Here is a 17,558-nt window from a genome sequence, read left to right on the forward strand (position 1 = left end):
GCATGGATAGCCAAATTATCTTAGTCGCGGCGGTCGTCTATTTTGTCTCTGTTGCAATGGCATACTTTCTTACCAAGCGCAGTTCAGATAAAAAAATACAACATTTCAAATCTTTGCGGGAGGCTATCAAAGAAACCCTCGAAAAGAAGAAAAAGTCAGATGTGATTCTTGCTGCTGTTACAGAAAAGCTTGAGACGGCTAAGGCTTCATACCGACATATAGATTCTCAGACCAAAGATTTGCAGGAGTTGCGAGCTAATGCGGGTTCAATAACAAAGCAGCTAGAAATAGACTCTGGAAAATTGCGTGATATCAGCGCGAAGATAGAAGATGGGCAAGGAGCGTTGACTAAAAAGGAGTCGGATTTACAAGCGGTCATGTCAAAAATTGATTTGTACTCAAGGGTGGACGAATTCGTCGAGTATGGCCATTTCGAAAACCCTGATTATCTGTATGAAACGAGTGAGCGCTTCGCTGCTGAAATTAAGTTAATGCGGGATAGGCAAAAAGAGCTAATCAAAGACAGCAGCGCATTTGTTCAGGAAGGAGAAGTTTCACTGACGGGCGATAAGAAGATAGATAAGAAAATTATTGACGGGCAGATGAAGATGATCATGAGAACTTTCAATATCGAAGCCGACCAGCTCATTGGGAAAGTGTCGCCATCAAATATGGATCGGACTCTCGGTAGGATAGAAAAGCTTGCAAATGATCTGGAAAAGCTCGTTGCGTCACTGCGGTGTGGTATCAGTATAGAATATGTGACTTCTAAATATGAAGAGTGCGGTATCCAATACCAATACACGCTTAAGAAGAGGGATGAACAAGAAGAGCAAAAATTAATCCGAGAGCAAATGCGTGAAGAGGCCCGTGCAGAGAAGGATTACCGGGATGCATTGGCAGCAGCAGAAAAAGAAGAGCGTATGTATGAAGGGCTGTTGGAAAAAGCGCGTGAAGAGCTCACTAAGGTAAATGACGAAGAGCGAGCGATCGCATTGATCAAAATTGCGGAGTTAGAGTCGCAGCTGGCTGAAGCCCAGGCTAAGGAGGCGAGGGCTAAAAGTCTCGCACAACAAACGCGTCGTGGTCACGTCTACGTTATTAGTAATGTCGGGTCGTTTGGTGAAAATGTTTATAAGATAGGTATGACTAGGCGACTTGATCCCATGGATCGAGTTAAAGAGCTTGGTGATGCAAGCGTCCCTTTTTCGTTTGATGTTCATGCAATCATTTTTACTGATGACGCCCCTGCATTAGAGACTGCACTACACCGAGAGTTTAGCCACTTTCGGGTAAATGCTGTAAATGTCCGAAAAGAGTTTTTTCGTGTCAATCTCGGAAAAATTCGCGATGCCGTCGATCGCTTAGGCGATGATGAGGTGGAATTTCGAACGACAATTGCGGCAGAGGAATACTATGAGACTCTAAGGCTTCGAGAGCGAAGTGTCGCATAGGGATACGGAAGGATTTGTGGCCCTTGGTGTCCGCTTTTTTACCAGACTAGATCAGGGCATACCGCATGAAAAGCTAGTACGAAAGGCTCCTGTGTCACAAGAGCGGTCAGTCGCTATTTCCGCGCTATCGAGGCATGTGAACAAGAGAACACTTCCCATTAACACATTCGGAAATCACTTAACCCATTGAAATTTATAAAAAACGCGATATGATCAAGGGAAAGGAATATTTGGCAGAAATAAAAGGAATTAGTCTTCGTTTGACTGGCACTCGCTAATAGCTAGGCCGTCATCTCATTGAATTCCCTGATATTTTTTAATCCATACTGAAGCTCCAACTTTAATAAGGGGGCCGAAGTGATAGAGGGGCGCGAGTCTTTATAACTAACTGTTAGAGTTTTAAACGGGTTAGAGTATTGAATAGAAAAAAGGTTAAGTTATGAGTTTTAAGTCAGTAGGAAGCTTTAAGCGAGTTGATGCACCTCCGCAATTAATAAACAGCATATTTTTAATTCTGTTTATCCTCACTGTATCACCTTACATCAGTGGCGTAGATTTTGGGGTTGTAAAAATTCCCACTTTGTCAGCGACAATTGAGTCTATATTGAAATGGTTAGGGCCTTTGCTTTCTATATTTTTTATATTTATGTTCATCCCTATTTGGAAAACAAGTGATAAATTTGACAAGTTAACTACCCTTATTATGGGTGAAAGTTCTAAATATGTTCTTCAAAGTACTCCAGATATAATTATTAACGAAATTCAAAAAAATGGTTTAAATATTTCAGAAACTTGTATTTCTTATGGCTTTAATGTTAATGACCTGAAAAAAAGGCTGTCAACTTTGAATGAAGATATTCCTATTTCAAAAATTATTGATTGCGTAGAGAAAGCAAGAGCTATTGCCTTTACCTCAAAATATGCAGAACCCAAAGAGGATGAAAAATTAGTTCCCGTCAAAGAGTTGAACGTAGAGGGTTGCCAAGATTGGAATATGTACCTCATCGACTTTTTGAAACGGCTGGGCGTTTCAGATTACACAAAGCTTAAAACTATTGATGTCGGTATAGGTAATGCATGGGCATCTAAGCGATTTCATGAAGACATACATGATATTACTGGGGTAGATGTCTCAGAAAAAGCTTTAGATTATGCAAGAACAAAATTACCTCATTCAAAGTTAGTTATTGGGTCAGCTGAAGATCTGAATTCAATAAGTTCATTTTCTGTTGATCTTTATATTTCTTTAAGAACTTACCAGTCAACTTTATTTGATATTAAGCAATCTATTCATGAAGCATACAGAGTATTAACTAAAGGTGGTGCTATAGCAGTGTCAATACCAACTATGTTCCTAGTTAAGGGAGACGATGGACAAATTACTGGAGTGCTGAATGGATTAATCCCCTCAGGTTCTAAGGAGCCAAGCATAGAGTATGCTCTCGAGATAGCAGATAGAATAAAATGGTATTTTGATCTTCTAGGTTTTCATAATTCTGAAATATACAGAGCCTCCCCATTTGAAATATTTATTGGTGCAAGAAAATAAAACTCTAACAAGACGCTTAAACGGAACTAAAACAGTTGCTTAGGTTTCGCTTCGCTACACATTATAACCAACTATTTTAGTCCGCGTAGCGTGGCGTTATGCAACTAAACGATAATTATTTGATTACTAAGAGTTTTAATATGAAAAGGATTTTAGGTCTCGCACTGGTAGCAGTGATTCAGGGTTGTGCAAATCAATCAGTAACCACAGAAACGTTAGTGGAAGAGTCGTGTATAGGTACTACAGCTATCAGTAGTGAATTAAGTGATAAATTGAAGTCAATCCAAGACTCATCGCTGCTTGCTCAAACTCTCGGAGAGCCGTTACAAGGCAAGTTGTGTCAAGGTGCTGTATATCAAAACACACAAGATGTGACTCTATATCGAGCGTGGAATAGTACAAATCCTAATAGCCAATTTGGTGAATGGTGGGCATTTGAATTACCCTCGGGTAAGACAGCGGATTATAGGAAGAACTATGAGATTTGCTATCAATGGTCACCCTTGGATAAGCTATCGAAGTGCACATTGAAAGCTGGAACCAAAGTAGTCGTAGGTAATGGTCAAAGTGCTCAATGTTCAGAGTATTTAACCTATCCGGTATCGGAAGTGCAGCAAATATTCATTGCAGATTCAGTTAATTCAGTCGCTGATTGTCAGGTCTATGATAGCGTAATTTCTTGGGAATAAGATTCTACCTTGAGTCGCTGTATAACAAAGCGTTCAAGAGGGATTCGCAACGCATAGCATTTTTGTTATGCGTTGATTTTATTAGTTTTTCGTGCAGTGCGGTGGCTTCGTAGTTACGTTGCTCACCCCTTAACGCGGCGTTATATGCAAAGGAAAAGTTTATGCAAGATCCAATAGTTAATGTGTATCAGGGCGATTATTTAGTGGGTTATGGAATGCCTACAGTAATTATTACTGCTGATACAGCTCCGAGCGAAGAGCTAAAAAGTGAGTTTTTTGTATTTGTAGAAGGAGAAAGCTCTTTCTTTCGCGGAGGACAGATTTCGATAAAAACAAACGGCGCACCTGAGCATGTAATTAGCTCAACTTTAAGTACTGCAGTAGATGAGGCACTGATGCAGGCAAATAGAGTTATATCTTTTGCGCAGCATGAATATTTCACGAAACATAAGAACGAGTATTGGCTAAGGTCAAATATTTTTTTGACTCAAGTTGATAAATCTAAAATATTTAGTGTATGGCGAACAGGAAAGTTTGAAAAAAACATTCAAGATATAAAATCCAAGACTACCAGTGCCTCTTTAAAAGCCTACTTGGAGCTTGTAACTGCTCTAGAAATTAGTGAATACAAGGAATTCTAAGTTTGCATATAACAAGCGCCACCAGTCCGACATTTATTCCGGTGCTTGTTTTGTGCTACCGCTACGCTATAACACAAAACAATCCCCTCCATAAATTCGGCTGTGGCGAGCGTTATGTGTATTAGGAGATATCGTGGATCAAGATAAAATATTTGCTTTTGTTTTAATGCCGTTTGATAAAGCATTTGATGATACGTACAAAATGGGAATCAAGGAGACTGCCGCACAATTAGATATTGATGCAGAGCGAGTTGATGAACAAATATTTCAGGAAGGAATGCTAGAACGTATATACCGGCAAATAGAAGTTGCGGATATCATTATTGCTGATATGTCAGGTCAAAATCCAAATGTCTTTTATGAAGTAGGGTATGCGCATGCCCAAGAAAAAATATGCATTCTTCTGACTAGAGATGCAGATGATATACCTTTTGACTTAAAGCATCATAGGCATATCGTTTATGGTGACTCAATAACAAACCTTCGATCAACCCTTACCGATGAGCTGGTATGGGCAAAAAAACAAATTGAGAACGAGCGAGAAAGTCATATAAAAGTTAATTTAAAAAGATTGTATGGCTCACTCGATACAAGTAAATATAGTGCTAGAGGCACCGTTAATTTTGAAATTGATTTATTAAATGAATCGAACAAGACCTCCGCAGAAATAGAAGCAGTATATTTTTATACAACTAAAAAATGGGCTTTGATGCAAGACGAGAAAGAATGTCCGTCCACGGAATCCGATATTACCGACTTTGAGCTTCGCCATTTTTTGACTCCACCAATAAGAAAACTACATAAAAATTCATGGGCACAACTAAAATTCAAAAGTAGTAAGCTATTAGCATTCTCGCCAAAAGGCGAAGAAATCAAGGATAGTTACAAAGTGGCGGGTAGAAGCATTGTGCGTTTGGTAACTTCTGAAGGCAATTTTGATTATGAAATTTCAATTGACACAACATGTGATGAATTTCCGTTTTAGAAAACACATAATAAGAACCCAAAGTAGGCCTGCGGCGGGACGCGCATAAGACGCGCGCCCCTTTGCTTGGCGTTGAGGCTGTAGAAGAACATGCAACCTTGCATCTAGGGCACTGTTTTGACTGTCCGCTTTTTACCAGAAGGCGACCGCCACGTCGTTCATCGCATGCGATCGCTACAGATTTCTTGGGATCTATGCGAAAGCCCTGTACGGGGCGATTATCAAGATTTGAAGTCTGATGCCCCTCTTTTGCGGGCTTCTTGTGGCTGGTTTGCTTAGAAAATACAGGGAAAGCTGTTCAGTATTCTGGCCTGCTTAACTTCTATTTTGAGTATCAGTTAAAAATAGAGTGATTACCCGATCCCTGACGGTATTTGGCATTGCATTAAATAATTTCGATAAGCAGGTTTTTGTTGAAGTCGTTGATCTCGTTACTTGGGTAGTATCCGTAAGGGTTGCAAACAACATGAGTTCCAAAAACTTCGTAGTCAAAAGTCCAATGAGTGTGACCGTGAATCCATAAATCGATATCGTATTTTTCCAATATGTCCGATAAGTCTGATGCGAAGCAGGCGTTTACCGGGCCGGTTCCAATGTACATCCGGTGAACGGAGTTTATGTGCGGTGCGTGGTGAGTGACGACTATTGTTGGGCCGTCATGGGGTTTTGAGAGTTCCCTTTCCAACCACTCTCTAGATCGGTAATGCACTTTTTGCGCATCCTCTGCCATAAAGAACCTGCGACGCGGCCCGCCGGCTATTGTTGTAATAACGCGATGATCCATAAGTAGGCCGTTGGCGTCTGATATAGCCTGCTGTTCATCGTGCTCGAGACGGTAGTCCGTCCATAACGTCGTACCAAGTATTCGAATATTTTTGTAGTCGTAGCGGTCATTGTTCAGAAATGTGACATGCTGACTTTCCTTAGCGTGCCGACGTAGCGCGAGCTCAGTTTCTTCGATATTGCGTCGATAATACTCATGGTTTCCAGCGACGTAGACCGCTGGCTTTCCAAACTTGTCCACCCAATCAATGCCATCAACGCCTTCCATGGTATCACCGGCGACGATGATTAAATCCGTTTCGTCTGGCGGGGTGAAATCAATTGCTTCTACGTCACTGTGTAAGTAATGCGCACGAACATCTAAATGCTGATCACTGTGTATCCAAATCGATGTCGATTGATTGTGCTTTGTCTTCATCATGGCTACTCGGAATTTCTCAGGGAGTGTGTTTTCTAAGAGATGTCCGTATTTTCTGGGTAAACAAGGACGCTTTCAGAATCATCAATTTTTAGCCCTTTTGCGTCTGACAGTAGCAGTATTGTTTTACCTACCTCAAGGTCATAGCGCTCCGGTTTTGCCGTTGACATTCGACCAGGGCCAGTTAGCTTATAAATAGTATTCTTTGTTTCAATAAGAAGACTTTCCTCATCAAAATTGGCGATGATAGTTGTTTGCATTGCATCCCCTGGCTTCCAACGCAGTAGTTTGTCTTCTACTACTTGGCCTGTAACAATTTCTGCTGAAAAATTTGGGTCTTCGGCCCGCTTTTGCTCAAGGAAATCTTTCGGAAGATGCTCTGTAAAGATATGCCGGCACCAACACTCTATAGTTCCGCCAAAGGGCTTCATATTGTCAGATTCGGTCATTAGTGTTCTCACATGGAGCCGGCTGTTAATTGATGAGTTTTAGGTTTTAGTGTTTTATGTAGTTCTAATTATTTACCTACTATTTGTGTGATTACCTTACAGAGTTAATTTCAATGTCGCAAGGTATATATAAATTAAGTCTTGTTAAATCAATGGTTTACGGTATAATAAATATCACGACTAAATATTTTAGTATGAATAAATATTGCTAGTAAGTTCTTAATAACTAGAGGTAAATTGGCTTTATCGGTGTGTAAAGTGCCGGCATATTTATGCATTCACCTACCGATATGTAGGCAATCGGTTCGCACTTTCCTCGGCGGCTTCTATCAGTCTGTCCACGCCATCGCTGCCACCATCATAATGAATCGACAAATATCCCCGCTTAGATTTGAGGTCGCGGAAAACAGGCGCATCAGTAGGGTCATCCCTACATAACGCGTCGATATCATTGAGCAGGCGTTCAATGATGTCGATCCATGCATCGTCGATATAAATGCCGGCGTAGAGAATTTCATCCGTAACGCTATGGCGCCACGAGAGGTATTCTGGGTAGGTATTACGAAGTTCAGCAATACGCTGGTCAATATTGTTTTTGTTTGTCATGGCTATTTCCTATTTGGCTTCTACCAAGTCATTGTTAGGTAAGCCACGGGCCGGCTTATTGGTTGCTAAGGTCTGAGTTGATTGGATTGGTGGGGTAAACATTTCGACGTCAGAACGATGAAAAAGGTGCAGGTTCTGTAGGGCATCTGTATCGGAGGCCGGCAGCGCATTTAAATGTCCAAGTTTGCGCCAGTTGTGAATATTGTGACGGTTGCATTGTAAGTAAGACGCCGCAACCTCCGCACACCAGTATGTCGCGCAATGTCGCAATACATAGTCAGCATTTTCGGGTTCGAGTAATTGATGGTCATGTAGCGTAATAATCGCATCTTTAAGTAGTAAGTTGACGCGCCTGATCAGCTTTAGACGACTCAGACCTGATTTCTCTGAAAGTGTTGAAATTGGAATCAGCCTATCAATGTATAGTTTGGCTTTGAGTACTGATGACTTATCAAAATGTCGTTGCGTGGCTACGCCATTGTCGTCAAGCTCGACTTCGACGAGCGGTGTAATCCGCGTTAGGTACTTTAGTTGCTGTTGCGGAAAACCTAGCGCTTTCTCGACATAGCTGGCAATTACCGTAGTCGCACTGGCGTCACTTTTGGGCCCCGACTTTCGTCCTGTATCGGAATAGTTTTGTGTAATCGCCTGTAATTGAAAGATAGAAACGTCTTTTACGTCCTCAGTTGCAAAGAAGTAAATCGTTGTGCCGTCGATCTGCGGGCCAGAGATAGGATGAATACCCATATACTTTAGTTTTGCTTTCAGTACTTTCTCTGAAGTCTTGAGACCTTTGGAGAGCATGCCAGCTGTGACGTATTTCTTTCGAAATACGTCTAGGTCGGCGCATCTGTATAGGTATCTGTTGAATTGTTGGCGCTGTGGAAGAGCGCTGATAAGCTTTGCTTCTCGAGCTGAGGTTAATGCTGCGCCGTATAAGCCGCAATAGCCTGTGGCTTGCTTGTGCGTCATTGTTGATGACGGCATGCTTTCATCCCTAGCTGGGCAATGATTGATGCAAATATCAGAAAGCCCGTTTAGGTCTTCAAGACCCCGGGTGACGTTGTATTTGCCGATTAGGATATCGTCTACCCAGTCTGCAATAGATCGCCCGGTTCTAGCATGGAGTTCACGCAAACTAGTGCTAGGTTCATCAGTTGATACCGCAGAGCTCTGAGTTAGTACTCCGAATACCGCTTCAATCTCAGATAGCGCAAACTGAAATTTACCGCGATCGATCGCTTTGCTTGAGAAATATTGCTCGCGTAGTGCTTCCATGCTTTTGGGCGTGCAGCCCAATGCAAATCGCATCTCGTAATTTGTGAGTGCAAATCCTTCTGGTAGCGGCCGTGGCGTGACGCTTTTGTGGCTGTGAACGATCTCGCGCATGATATCCGCCGGAACATAAGCCATATTTCCAAGCGTCTTAACGATTGGAGCAAGAATGACCGCGTGCGGTAAAGCCGAGTGATAGCGCTGAAAGCCAGCCAATGCGAGGGATAATGGTTTGCTTTCCTTTCTGATCAGCGCTAATGCGACGGTTTTTGCGTGATTGAGTCCGTAACGATCTTCCAGCAATGTGGTGAGGCGCGTTAGTCGCGACAGCCCCTTGGAGTCTTGCTTGCTTACAAGCTCTTCAATGGCTTCGCAATATTCAATGTCTTCTGTAGATGCCGACTTTTGCTCTGTCAGCGCTTCAAAGCATTTACAGTGGTTCAGGTTGGGGCGTGACCAAGTAATCCGCTGAGAGCACGTTTGGCAGCGCGTTAAGAGCTGCAGTTTGTGTCGCGTGCAGGTATTAACGCAAAGCAAATCATGGATAGCAGGGAGATAGCCCTCTTCTGCGCAGATCGGGCAGACTTTAGCCGATCTCGAGTTGAACCAATTACGGTTATTTCGACAAACTGCGAGGGATACCAGAAATGCGCTTTGATGCCAGTTTGATAGGTCAGCAACATTATCAAGAATCTCAGTATCGCCGCGATAGCATTTGCTAAGCAGGGACGCTAAGTCCCGCGCAGGAAAGCCATAAAGCTTTAGGATATGGATCGGTTGCTCGAAATGAGCTCCGGAAAACCGAAGAAGGATACTGCCGGGGCTTTCTCCTGGTCTAGCCCGCGGGATAGACGTTGTATGATTAATATCCATAATCATACGTGATCCTCCATAGATTCGTATTTGATCATGAGCCCGGATAAATCCTCCGGTAATACCTTGAATGCCTCGGTTGAAGGTTTAATTAATGGGAATGGCGCTCGGTAGCGCTTGAGGACTTTTAAGCAATCGTCTATATCGAAGGTGGTTTTCGTGGAGCCTGATTTCTCCTGATCTTTGATATATTGTGCTAAGAAATCATAAATACACCCAATACGGCCACCCGAAACGATAAACAAGCGCTGAGTAAATTCCAGTCTATCGATGCTTTTGCAAAGCGTGCGACCGGTCACTACTTGTAAATTCTCTAGCATTCCTTCGCTTGTCCGATAGAACAGCGTTTGATCGTGGATAGGTGAGTCCATAATTTTGAGGTGATGACTGGTTTTCACCCGTCGACTCATGTCATCCGCCGCGTACACAAAATCCTCGTAGCAAGGGGTTCCCATTAGAATTAGGGGGATCTTAATTGCGTCAGCTAGGCTTCTGATAAATGACACGACTGATTTAACGCCGCTTCGGTTCGAATTGTTTAGAAATTCTTGAGCTTCGTCGATAGCAAGTGCTACCGCCCCAACATCCTTTAGCGCTTCGATGGCTTTTCTTTTGAGATAAGCTGCATTAGCAGAGGTAGTAGTCGACTTGCCTGCAGCGTGACACAAGCTATCGACCACCTTCCTAACCGAACAATTTTCTTCCGCGGAGATAGTGGGTACGGGGATGATAAGTCTATTCGCGTCATTATCTTTTTTAATGTACGAAGGGTTTCGTGCTTGTAGGTCAAGGAGAAGAGTCGACTTACCAAGCCCTGGGTGAGCAAAAAACGTCACGATATATGCATTCTGTAATTTCGGGGATAGCTTGAGCAGATCATCAAGCAGTTCTTCCCCCTCTGAGAAGTCAGGGTGCAGTACTCGTCGATTTTCAAACTCAACGAGCATGTCTAAATTTAAAATTTTAGATGAGGTCATGATAACTTCCTTATCGAGTTTTGAATGGGTGCGAAATAGGCTCGCTTTGCGAACTTGAATCTTCCTGCGGCGCGGATTCCTCCGGGATGGCTTCGGCTAGCATATTCATGCGATAGAGATCACTCTCGGTGAAATCTCGGCGACGCTTAGCTGTTTTTCCGTCAATTTTTTCCATGATTTTCGCGGCGTCCTCGCGGAGTTTTCGGTAAAAAATACCTAGCATCATTCGTGATTTGGCTTTGTCTTGATAAGATTCGTTAAAGTCCTCAAACATTTCACAAATCCGCTGGTGGTCGTCGAGACAGAGATCATCTTGGTAAGCAGGGTTGACTGCATACCCTGGAATTTTATTGTGCGGATCAAGTGGGTGGGCAAGGTAGATCATGCCTAGATTTGTAGGGTCGATAAAAATTTTGGCTTGGCGCTTCTGTCCTCTTAGTGTTTTGTCGAGAGTGCTCGAATTGGGTGACTTCCACTGAATACCAAATGCCGTCACTTTTCCGTCATTAATACAACGATCAAGCGAAATTAATCCCAATGAAGTCGCAAATTCTGGTGTGATCGTTTCGGGGAGGTGAAGTCGATCTTCTAATGCTAAATCCCAGCGTTGGTATGGCGTCATATTATGAATTCCTGAGTGGGGTAGGTTATGGTAGATTTCGATGTATTCCTCAACACGACTTCGGAGTGTGGCCAAATCGTATACGGGGTGTTTTTCGGATGCGTACGGCCTGTCTTGGCCTAGTTTCCCAAAAGTTGTTCCACCCATCAGGTGGAATAAGCGCGATTCCATTGAACTGAAATTCGATTCAATGAATGCTTGGTGGTTTGGGTAGTGCGGTGCTCCAGGTTGTAGATCGAAGCCGATATCAGACGAAAGTTGCGAAATAACACTGTTGCAGTGTTCTGACCCGTTGTCATGATAGATGGTAATGGCAATGGTGCGGCGCGCGCTGACATGCTCAGTAGCGGACATCAAAATGACTTTAGATACCGCTAGAGATGAAGGTGGCGATAAGGAAATATACCAACCCGTAATTACTCGTGTGTATACATCAATAAGAACGGTTAGCCATGGTCGATAGCCCATTTTAACGCCATCTACCTTAATGTGGACGTTGATACGAGTAGAGTCGACTTGCATCACTCCGCCGATGATTTCCGGAAACTCGGTAGCGCCACCGTTCGAAATACTTTTTCTGTGCTGCTCTGAATTGCAGCGAGACTTTGATTCTTGGTACCCGTCGTAGGCTTTTACTGCCCGGTAGTACGTCATTCGGGAAGGCATCTTCCTTTCAACTTGGCGGGGGGTTAAATTAGGCCATTCTTCTTGAAATCGTAAAGTCAGCTCTACATACTCAGATGCGACAGAGGAACAGGCTCGAGAGTTGTGGATATCTCGAATGGTCTCTTCCATGATCTCGCGTTTACGTTCATCTAGCCGTGGTTTTCGCGAGTTTTGCCTGTGATCGATTACGAGTAGTTTCGTATTGTTGGAGCGCTCAACGTGTTCCCGTTGCCAGGTTTTAGCTGCTTCGTATTGCGGTGCTTCTGGCGGTGTGAATCCGCGTTTATGTGCTTTTGCACAATACTGCTTTGTGATTTCGTGGATAGCTTCCATCTGGATTAATTTCGCAGTGCCGTAGATAAACGTCTTTAAATCGCGGGCGATTGCTTTGCGGTATTGGTAGTAGAAGCGTTCTTGCGCTGATGAATCAGCGATACGAAGTTCGATCGTTTGCTCATTTAAGGGTTTGTTCATCAGCGCTACTTGTCCGATTTCGAACATACGTTCTAGCAGAGCTGGACTGCGAGTCACGACCTGACTTCCGTCAATTTGAATGAGGCGAATTTGAGTTTGCTTGCCCGTCGGCATGCGATCGATTGCGAAAATGGTGCCTGTTTCCCACCGGATACGATCTCCGACGCGCAAGTTATTTACCGTAGGATTAATCATGAGTGTTCTCCAGTTTGATGCGAAAGTCGCTACCGTATGCGGTTTTGTGGTCGACAGAAATTTGTCCGGTATAGAGCCCATAAGCAGTGCCCCACTTAACTGTTTTTGCTGGTAAATGTGTAAAAGCGTCTAGATACGCTTCGCCGCCCACCGAAAGCAGCGCTTCTTTTAGCGATTTGGTTGCACGCTTTAATACTTTGGGGTCGCGATTTAAACAGCTGTAAAGTCGAATAATATTTGAGCTTTTCGGCTCTACTTTCAGATCGACTTCCGTGTATGTTTTGAGTACAAACCCGTGATCGAGAAAAGCCCGCTTTCGCGTCTCGACAAGTAGCTTGTACTTAGCGCTATTTAGCGCGGCTTCATTCTTTACATCGACGGCGTACGGCTTCCCGAAATGGGGGTAGCAAGCAAAGTCCATTGTGAATTGACCAAGTCCGAGGTATCCCTCGAAGTCGACGATAAAGGGTTGCGCGAGTGTCTTTTCGATTTTGGCGTCGAGCTCGCACTGCTTTAGGAAAATGGGTTCGAGTGAGCCCTCTACCGTAACCACATGGCTGAAGCTATCGTCACAAAGGTCTCTAATTCGCTGGGTTGGAATCGTCGTAGACTTGGAGCGACTCCAGCAAGTCTTCGGAACACGTACTTGCGGCGTTCGTGCGGCGATCCGGAATCCCTTTGCTAAGTCCCTAATACTGAAAACACGCTCGTTGGCGTCAGCAATTAAGCGCAACGCCTCGTCTAAGCGCCGTTGTGGTTTTAGATCCCAGATTGAGGTCTTTGTACTTTCTTTAGGCCGAGCGGGCCCATTAGATGTAATTTTAGTCATCATCGACGTCCTTTAGGTTGGGCGCCGAGGTGTCTAGGCGCCGTTTTAGTTCATTTGAGCTATTTTTCGATTCATCTTCGTATTCGCATCGGCTTCCTCTCTAAGTTTTAAAACAGTTGTTATTTCCTGATCGGAACAGCAGTTCTTTGCGACAGGGTCATATTTCCTCATTCAGTTGAAATCGTGGGCTACTGATTAAGATAGACGATAATTCAACAGAATCAAGGTTAAGTCATTGATATTAAAGGAGTTAATTAACGGTATAATAATTCAACACCTCCCCTATACATCCTTTAACCATCCTTAGCGGGAAACCGGACAAATGTTTTTCAGAAATATTGATTACTTCACGTCTGACGTTTCTTGAGAAAATTTTGCTGAGACGCATGGCGTATTTCATGCCGTTTTCCTCAGCACTTTAGGTGGGGATTTAAAGTGGGTGTAAATCTGAATGACTTTGCAGCGTGAGGTCTGCGCTGAAAAGTTGTCTTCAGTGAACGCTTTGAGCTCATAGCCAACGTCTTTAAACGCCTGCTTGCGAGCCTCAAAGAATGGCGCGCATGTCCGGGTTGTTAAGGCGGTTTTTTCACTGACGTCAACTACCCAAGGTTTGCTGCGATATGGGTAGCAGACGAAACTGGGGATGTAACTCCCAAGTCCTAGATACCCCTCGAAATCCACAATAAACGGCTGAGCCAAGACCTTAAGAATTAAGATGTCCTGCTCGCACTGCTTGAGAAAAAGTGGTTTCAGATTGTTCTCAATAATCCTTGGGTGATTAGAGGCAAATTCAGTTAAATCACGAACGCGATGACTCGGTGTAATCGGCGATTTGGTTCTTGCTTGGGGTGTCAAACTGGCGTCTTTGAACGCTTTCTTAAGTTCGGTGAATGAGTAAATCGCAAGCTTTCTGCCACACACAGATTTTGTGGGCCTTGCCGATTCGGCAATGGCCCGGCGCAGCTTTTCACTTGGGCGATAGATTTCTTGGGCACGAGCTGGTCTTGATGATGGCTTTTTAAGCATCGTCGGCGTCCTTATGGTTGTAGGTTGGGCGCCGAGGGTGTCTAGGCGCCTAGTTACTCTTCATCTGTGTTCAATGGCGTATTCGCATGGTGGTCTCCCGAATTCGTAATCTGCTCATATTTTGTTCACTTATTGATCGATATCATTTCCTTAGTGGGTGACTACTAAGGGTGTGTGGAGCTGTTTAAAAAACTTAACTACCTGATTTAAAATAATATTTAGTTGTTGTCATAATATTCCCTATGCTTTTCCTACTACCTTTAACTATCCATAAGGCAAAACCGGACAAAATTTTTCGTTTTATATTTGAATCATCAGTTCCGTTCTTTGATCACTGTTCGTGCCTGTGCCCGGTACGTACAGACGTATAACCAGCAAAGACCAAAAACCGGACAACATTTGTGATCAAATTTTTGTCCCGTTACCTGCATCAACGCCCGCTCTAAGAGGGTGCGTATTGACCTTGCCTTTGTTCTCTAACCATCCAGAGTTAAAAACCGGACAAACTTGTTGTAAAAAATTAGTGTTATTGCTTGAGTGGGGTAGTATGTCGCCAAGTCACTATTTGATAACGCGTGAGAACAGGAGTCAGGAATTGGATAAGGAAAGGCAGGCGCGGGTTAAAGAGTTAACGGCTCTTGTTACAAAAGTAGCCATTTCGGACAAGATGAAAGAAAAAAGCACAAGCACGGTAAGCTACAAACTGGGTGGATTTTTCAAAGGAAATGAGCTCGTTGAGATTGAAGAAGATGCGTTCGGTAGGTGTATTGCGCTTTTGCTCGGAAGTATTCAACGTAGTTCGATGGAGCGTCTAAGTCAGCTTTTTTCTACGGATGATCCAGATAAGGAAATGCGGCAATACATTAACAGGAGCGTGACTAATTATTGTAATTCTCGGTTGCGCAGGTGGTCGTTGGAAACTGAGGAAGGAAAATATGGCTACGCCGCCCGATTCACCGTCCCATCTGTGGACTCAAATCAGGCTGAGAGCCTAACTGGCGAAGATATATGGGATGAATTTAGCTCCACGAAATTTAGCAGTGATAAGATCGAGCTTGATGCAATTATTCAGCGGATGCTTAATTCTGGCATAAGTGAAGAGGATATGGGGTATGTCGAGGCCCGGTATCGGGGTGTTACGTGGGAGGAACTTGCTGCGAAGCCTGGCGAAAAACCTGATAAATATAGAAAGCGGGTGCGACGAATCTTTGACAAGTTGGCAGCGGGTTTCTAGGGTGTAAATATTATCTTCGATTTGATGATTGCGCGACGCAATGGAATGTATTAAATAAATTATTAGTCGTCAAAGGAATGAAATGAACGAGTCGCCCCTTGTGTGCCAAAAATGTAAACTTGAGAAATGTTTGACCGAGATGGACAGACCTTGTCTTCGCTGCTGCTGGAATGTCTTCGAGATCGGCTTCCACGACACAGACGACACGCCCACCGATCATGCATCGGGCGCAGGAATCAACCGATACTCAGGTCGGCAGGCTCCCGTTTTCGACACGCGGGAGGACGTCCCTTTTCAAGAAGCGCAGCGGCTGGTTGAGCTCGTGCACAATAGCGGTCAGTCGCCGAATTTCTAATCATCAACTTAAACACTCAAGAAAATAGGCTATCTGCCGGGCTAAAAACGCATTTCCCGCCTTGAGCGCCAGTGGTTAAGAACCCCAAATGCATACTGTATCTGTACCTTTAAGCGATGTGAATAGTAGAGTCATCTCAATTAACACATTGGCGAGTTTTTTAACTCATTGAAATTTATAAAAAACTCGATATGATCAAGGGGCCAAAGTGATAGAGCGCGCCAGTCGTTATAATGAATTGTTAGTCATCAAATAATTTGAAATACTGAGAGAATGAGAATGGAAAGCGAATCTCTAAATGACTCACTTAAAGAAATTGACCGAATAGTAACGCAAGCAGATAAATACGTAAGCGAACTCAAAGAAACTCTACAAGGAACAAAGGTCACTGCTAAAATTCAAGAACACATACAAAAATTTGATGCTCGATATAACGATTATATAAAAGCATTGGAGTCTGGAGCTGATTATGATCGACTTATAACGTCAGCCTCCCATTTAGCTACATATTTGAATGCAATATGGCTTGGCTTAAAAAATAGTTCATCTATAGATAACAATGTCAAAAAGAATATTGATAGGCTATCTGCATTGTCTAAATCACTAAAGATGTGTATTGAGGGCCTTGAAGTAATATTTACACAGTCTGATAGCAATGGAGGTGATAACCCTAAAAATCCCTCAAATCTGAAATCTTCAAACGCCCGCGATCAATTTAACAATGTCAAGATGCTACTGAACCAACTCAAAGACTCTGAAGATCGGCATGAAAAAAGACAATCGGCTCTATCCAAAAGGTTAGAGAGCATTGAATCTTCACTAGACACGATGGAAGGAGATATTAAGTCGCGACTAGAGACAGTAGATTCACTGTATTCTAGTGCTATAGAAGAGCTCGATAAGAAACAAAAAGGTGTAGACGGCCTACTGGGAACTATTTCAGCGAGTGTTATTGCTGGTGACTACGACATGAGTGCAACCTCAGAGAAGAACATAGCGGACTGGCTGCGGTGGGGGTCTTTAGGGTGCATGGTTGTTATTGCAGTAGCTGTTGGTTTTTCTTTATATGAAACAACAACTGATGCTTTTAAATGGGAAAATTCACTTTTCCGCTTAGTTTTTACGGTTCTTTTGTCTGTTCCTGCTGCATATTTAGCGCGCGAATCCGCAAAGCATCGTCAACAGCAGTATACCCACCTGCAAACGTCACTAGACTTAAAGGCTATTACTCCTTATTTGGCCTCACTACCTATTGAGGAGCAGCATAGACTTAAATCAGAAATTGCTAATAGACTGTTTGCTCCAAAAAGTTACTCATCAGGCACTAACGATGCATACCCAATAAATATTCAAGAAATACTAATGAAATTACTAGATAAAGTAGACTTCAAATCCAATAGTAAGCCAGAATCTGGTGCCAGTAAAAATGGCTAATAAGGCGTTAAAGCGTCGTTCCAA

General features: G+C 43.3%; 15 protein-coding genes. 7 read left to right on the forward strand and 8 right to left on the reverse strand.

Annotation, left to right across the window (positions count from 1 at the left end):
- Window positions 1–2 precede the first annotated feature (2 nt).
- From ACI955_RS09825 to ACI955_RS09845, 5 genes are all read left to right on the forward strand, one after another.
- Entirely contained in the window at window positions 3–1,454 is a 1,452-nt protein-coding gene (locus ACI955_RS09825; protein ID WP_415243571.1) for a DUF4041 domain-containing protein, read from the forward strand.
- A gap of 439 nt (window positions 1,455–1,893) precedes the next feature.
- Complete coding sequence (locus ACI955_RS09830; RefSeq protein ID WP_415243572.1) at window positions 1,894–3,003, forward strand: class I SAM-dependent methyltransferase; 1,110 nt, start codon at window positions 1,894–1,896, stop codon at window positions 3,001–3,003.
- 140 nt (window positions 3,004–3,143) lie between these two features.
- Window positions 3,144–3,692, forward strand: coding sequence for a hypothetical protein (locus ACI955_RS09835; protein WP_415243573.1), 549 nt, complete (start codon window positions 3,144–3,146; stop codon window positions 3,690–3,692).
- 161 nt (window positions 3,693–3,853) lie between these two features.
- Window positions 3,854–4,333 (forward strand): hypothetical protein, encoded by a 480-nt coding sequence (locus ACI955_RS09840; RefSeq protein ID WP_415243574.1) that lies wholly within the window; start codon window positions 3,854–3,856, stop codon window positions 4,331–4,333.
- Window positions 4,334–4,466: 133 nt separating this feature from the next.
- Window positions 4,467–5,318 carry a hypothetical protein gene (locus ACI955_RS09845; RefSeq protein WP_415243575.1) on the forward strand — a complete coding sequence of 284 codons (852 nt, stop codon included), beginning with the start codon at window positions 4,467–4,469 and terminating at the stop codon, window positions 5,316–5,318.
- Between the two features lie 385 nt (window positions 5,319–5,703).
- Here the strand turns inward: ACI955_RS09845 and ACI955_RS09850 are convergent, their stop codons facing one another.
- The 8 genes from ACI955_RS09850 to ACI955_RS09885 form a co-directional block, all read right to left on the reverse strand.
- Window positions 5,704–6,522 carry a metallophosphoesterase gene (locus ACI955_RS09850; protein WP_415243576.1) on the reverse strand — a complete coding sequence of 273 codons (819 nt, stop codon included), beginning with the start codon at window positions 6,520–6,522 and terminating at the stop codon, window positions 5,704–5,706.
- Between the two features lie 32 nt (window positions 6,523–6,554).
- Complete coding sequence (locus ACI955_RS09855; protein ID WP_415243577.1) at window positions 6,555–6,968, reverse strand: DUF6957 family protein; 414 nt, start codon at window positions 6,966–6,968, stop codon at window positions 6,555–6,557.
- Window positions 6,969–7,250: 282 nt separating this feature from the next.
- Window positions 7,251–7,574, reverse strand: coding sequence for a hypothetical protein (locus ACI955_RS09860; protein ID WP_415243578.1), 324 nt, complete (start codon window positions 7,572–7,574; stop codon window positions 7,251–7,253).
- A gap of 9 nt (window positions 7,575–7,583) precedes the next feature.
- Window positions 7,584–9,722 carry a TniQ family protein gene (locus ACI955_RS09865; protein WP_415243579.1) on the reverse strand — a complete coding sequence of 713 codons (2,139 nt, stop codon included), beginning with the start codon at window positions 9,720–9,722 and terminating at the stop codon, window positions 7,584–7,586.
- Between the two features lie 2 nt (window positions 9,723–9,724).
- Window positions 9,725–10,699, reverse strand: a complete 975-nt coding sequence (locus ACI955_RS09870; RefSeq protein ID WP_415243580.1) for a TniB family NTP-binding protein — start codon at window positions 10,697–10,699, stop codon at window positions 9,725–9,727.
- 10 nt (window positions 10,700–10,709) lie between these two features.
- Window positions 10,710–12,656 carry a hypothetical protein gene (locus ACI955_RS09875; protein ID WP_415243581.1) on the reverse strand — a complete coding sequence of 649 codons (1,947 nt, stop codon included), beginning with the start codon at window positions 12,654–12,656 and terminating at the stop codon, window positions 10,710–10,712.
- Entirely contained in the window at window positions 12,649–13,485 is an 837-nt protein-coding gene (locus ACI955_RS09880; RefSeq protein ID WP_415243582.1) for a hypothetical protein, read from the reverse strand. Before ACI955_RS09880 ends, ACI955_RS09875 begins: the two co-directional genes overlap by 8 nt.
- Window positions 13,486–13,881: 396 nt before the next feature.
- Window positions 13,882–14,511 (reverse strand): hypothetical protein, encoded by a 630-nt coding sequence (locus tag ACI955_RS09885; RefSeq protein WP_415243583.1) that lies wholly within the window; start codon window positions 14,509–14,511, stop codon window positions 13,882–13,884.
- 595 nt (window positions 14,512–15,106) lie between these two features.
- Here ACI955_RS09885 and ACI955_RS09890 point away from each other — a divergent pair.
- Together ACI955_RS09890 and ACI955_RS09895 are read left to right on the forward strand one after the other, a co-directional pair.
- Window positions 15,107–15,745 carry a hypothetical protein gene (locus ACI955_RS09890; RefSeq protein ID WP_415243584.1) on the forward strand — a complete coding sequence of 213 codons (639 nt, stop codon included), beginning with the start codon at window positions 15,107–15,109 and terminating at the stop codon, window positions 15,743–15,745.
- A 634-nt stretch (window positions 15,746–16,379) separates the two neighbouring features.
- Window positions 16,380–17,534, forward strand: a complete 1,155-nt coding sequence (locus tag ACI955_RS09895) for a hypothetical protein (protein ID WP_415243585.1) — start codon at window positions 16,380–16,382, stop codon at window positions 17,532–17,534.
- Window positions 17,535–17,558 lie beyond the last annotated feature (24 nt).

The organism is Zhongshania sp., from assembly GCF_047636175.1.
In the GTDB taxonomy this organism is placed as follows: domain Bacteria; phylum Pseudomonadota; class Gammaproteobacteria; order Pseudomonadales; family Spongiibacteraceae; genus Spongiibacter.

Excerpts from the sequence above, each read along its gene's own strand:
- ACI955_RS09825 (WP_415243571.1), top strand. The coding sequence starts at position 3 with ATGGATAGCCAAATTATCTTAGTCGCGGCGGTCGTCTATTTTGTCTCT.
- ACI955_RS09885 (WP_415243583.1), bottom strand. The coding sequence starts at position 14,511 with ATGCTTAAAAAGCCATCATCAAGACCAGCTCGTGCCCAAGAAATCTAT.
- ACI955_RS09835 (WP_415243573.1), top strand. The coding sequence starts at position 3,144 with ATGAAAAGGATTTTAGGTCTCGCACTGGTAGCAGTGATTCAGGGTTGT.
- ACI955_RS09870 (WP_415243580.1), bottom strand. The coding sequence starts at position 10,699 with ATGACCTCATCTAAAATTTTAAATTTAGACATGCTCGTTGAGTTTGAA.
- ACI955_RS09875 (WP_415243581.1), bottom strand. The coding sequence starts at position 12,656 with ATGATTAATCCTACGGTAAATAACTTGCGCGTCGGAGATCGTATCCGG.
- ACI955_RS09860 (WP_415243578.1), bottom strand. The coding sequence starts at position 7,574 with ATGACAAACAAAAACAATATTGACCAGCGTATTGCTGAACTTCGTAAT.
- ACI955_RS09880 (WP_415243582.1), bottom strand. The coding sequence starts at position 13,485 with ATGACTAAAATTACATCTAATGGGCCCGCTCGGCCTAAAGAAAGTACA.
- ACI955_RS09840 (WP_415243574.1), top strand. The coding sequence starts at position 3,854 with ATGCAAGATCCAATAGTTAATGTGTATCAGGGCGATTATTTAGTGGGT.
- ACI955_RS09865 (WP_415243579.1), bottom strand. The coding sequence starts at position 9,722 with ATGGATATTAATCATACAACGTCTATCCCGCGGGCTAGACCAGGAGAA.
- ACI955_RS09855 (WP_415243577.1), bottom strand. The coding sequence starts at position 6,968 with ATGACCGAATCTGACAATATGAAGCCCTTTGGCGGAACTATAGAGTGT.
- ACI955_RS09895 (WP_415243585.1), top strand. The coding sequence starts at position 16,380 with ATGGAAAGCGAATCTCTAAATGACTCACTTAAAGAAATTGACCGAATA.
- ACI955_RS09850 (WP_415243576.1), bottom strand. The coding sequence starts at position 6,522 with ATGATGAAGACAAAGCACAATCAATCGACATCGATTTGGATACACAGT.
- ACI955_RS09830 (WP_415243572.1), top strand. The coding sequence starts at position 1,894 with ATGAGTTTTAAGTCAGTAGGAAGCTTTAAGCGAGTTGATGCACCTCCG.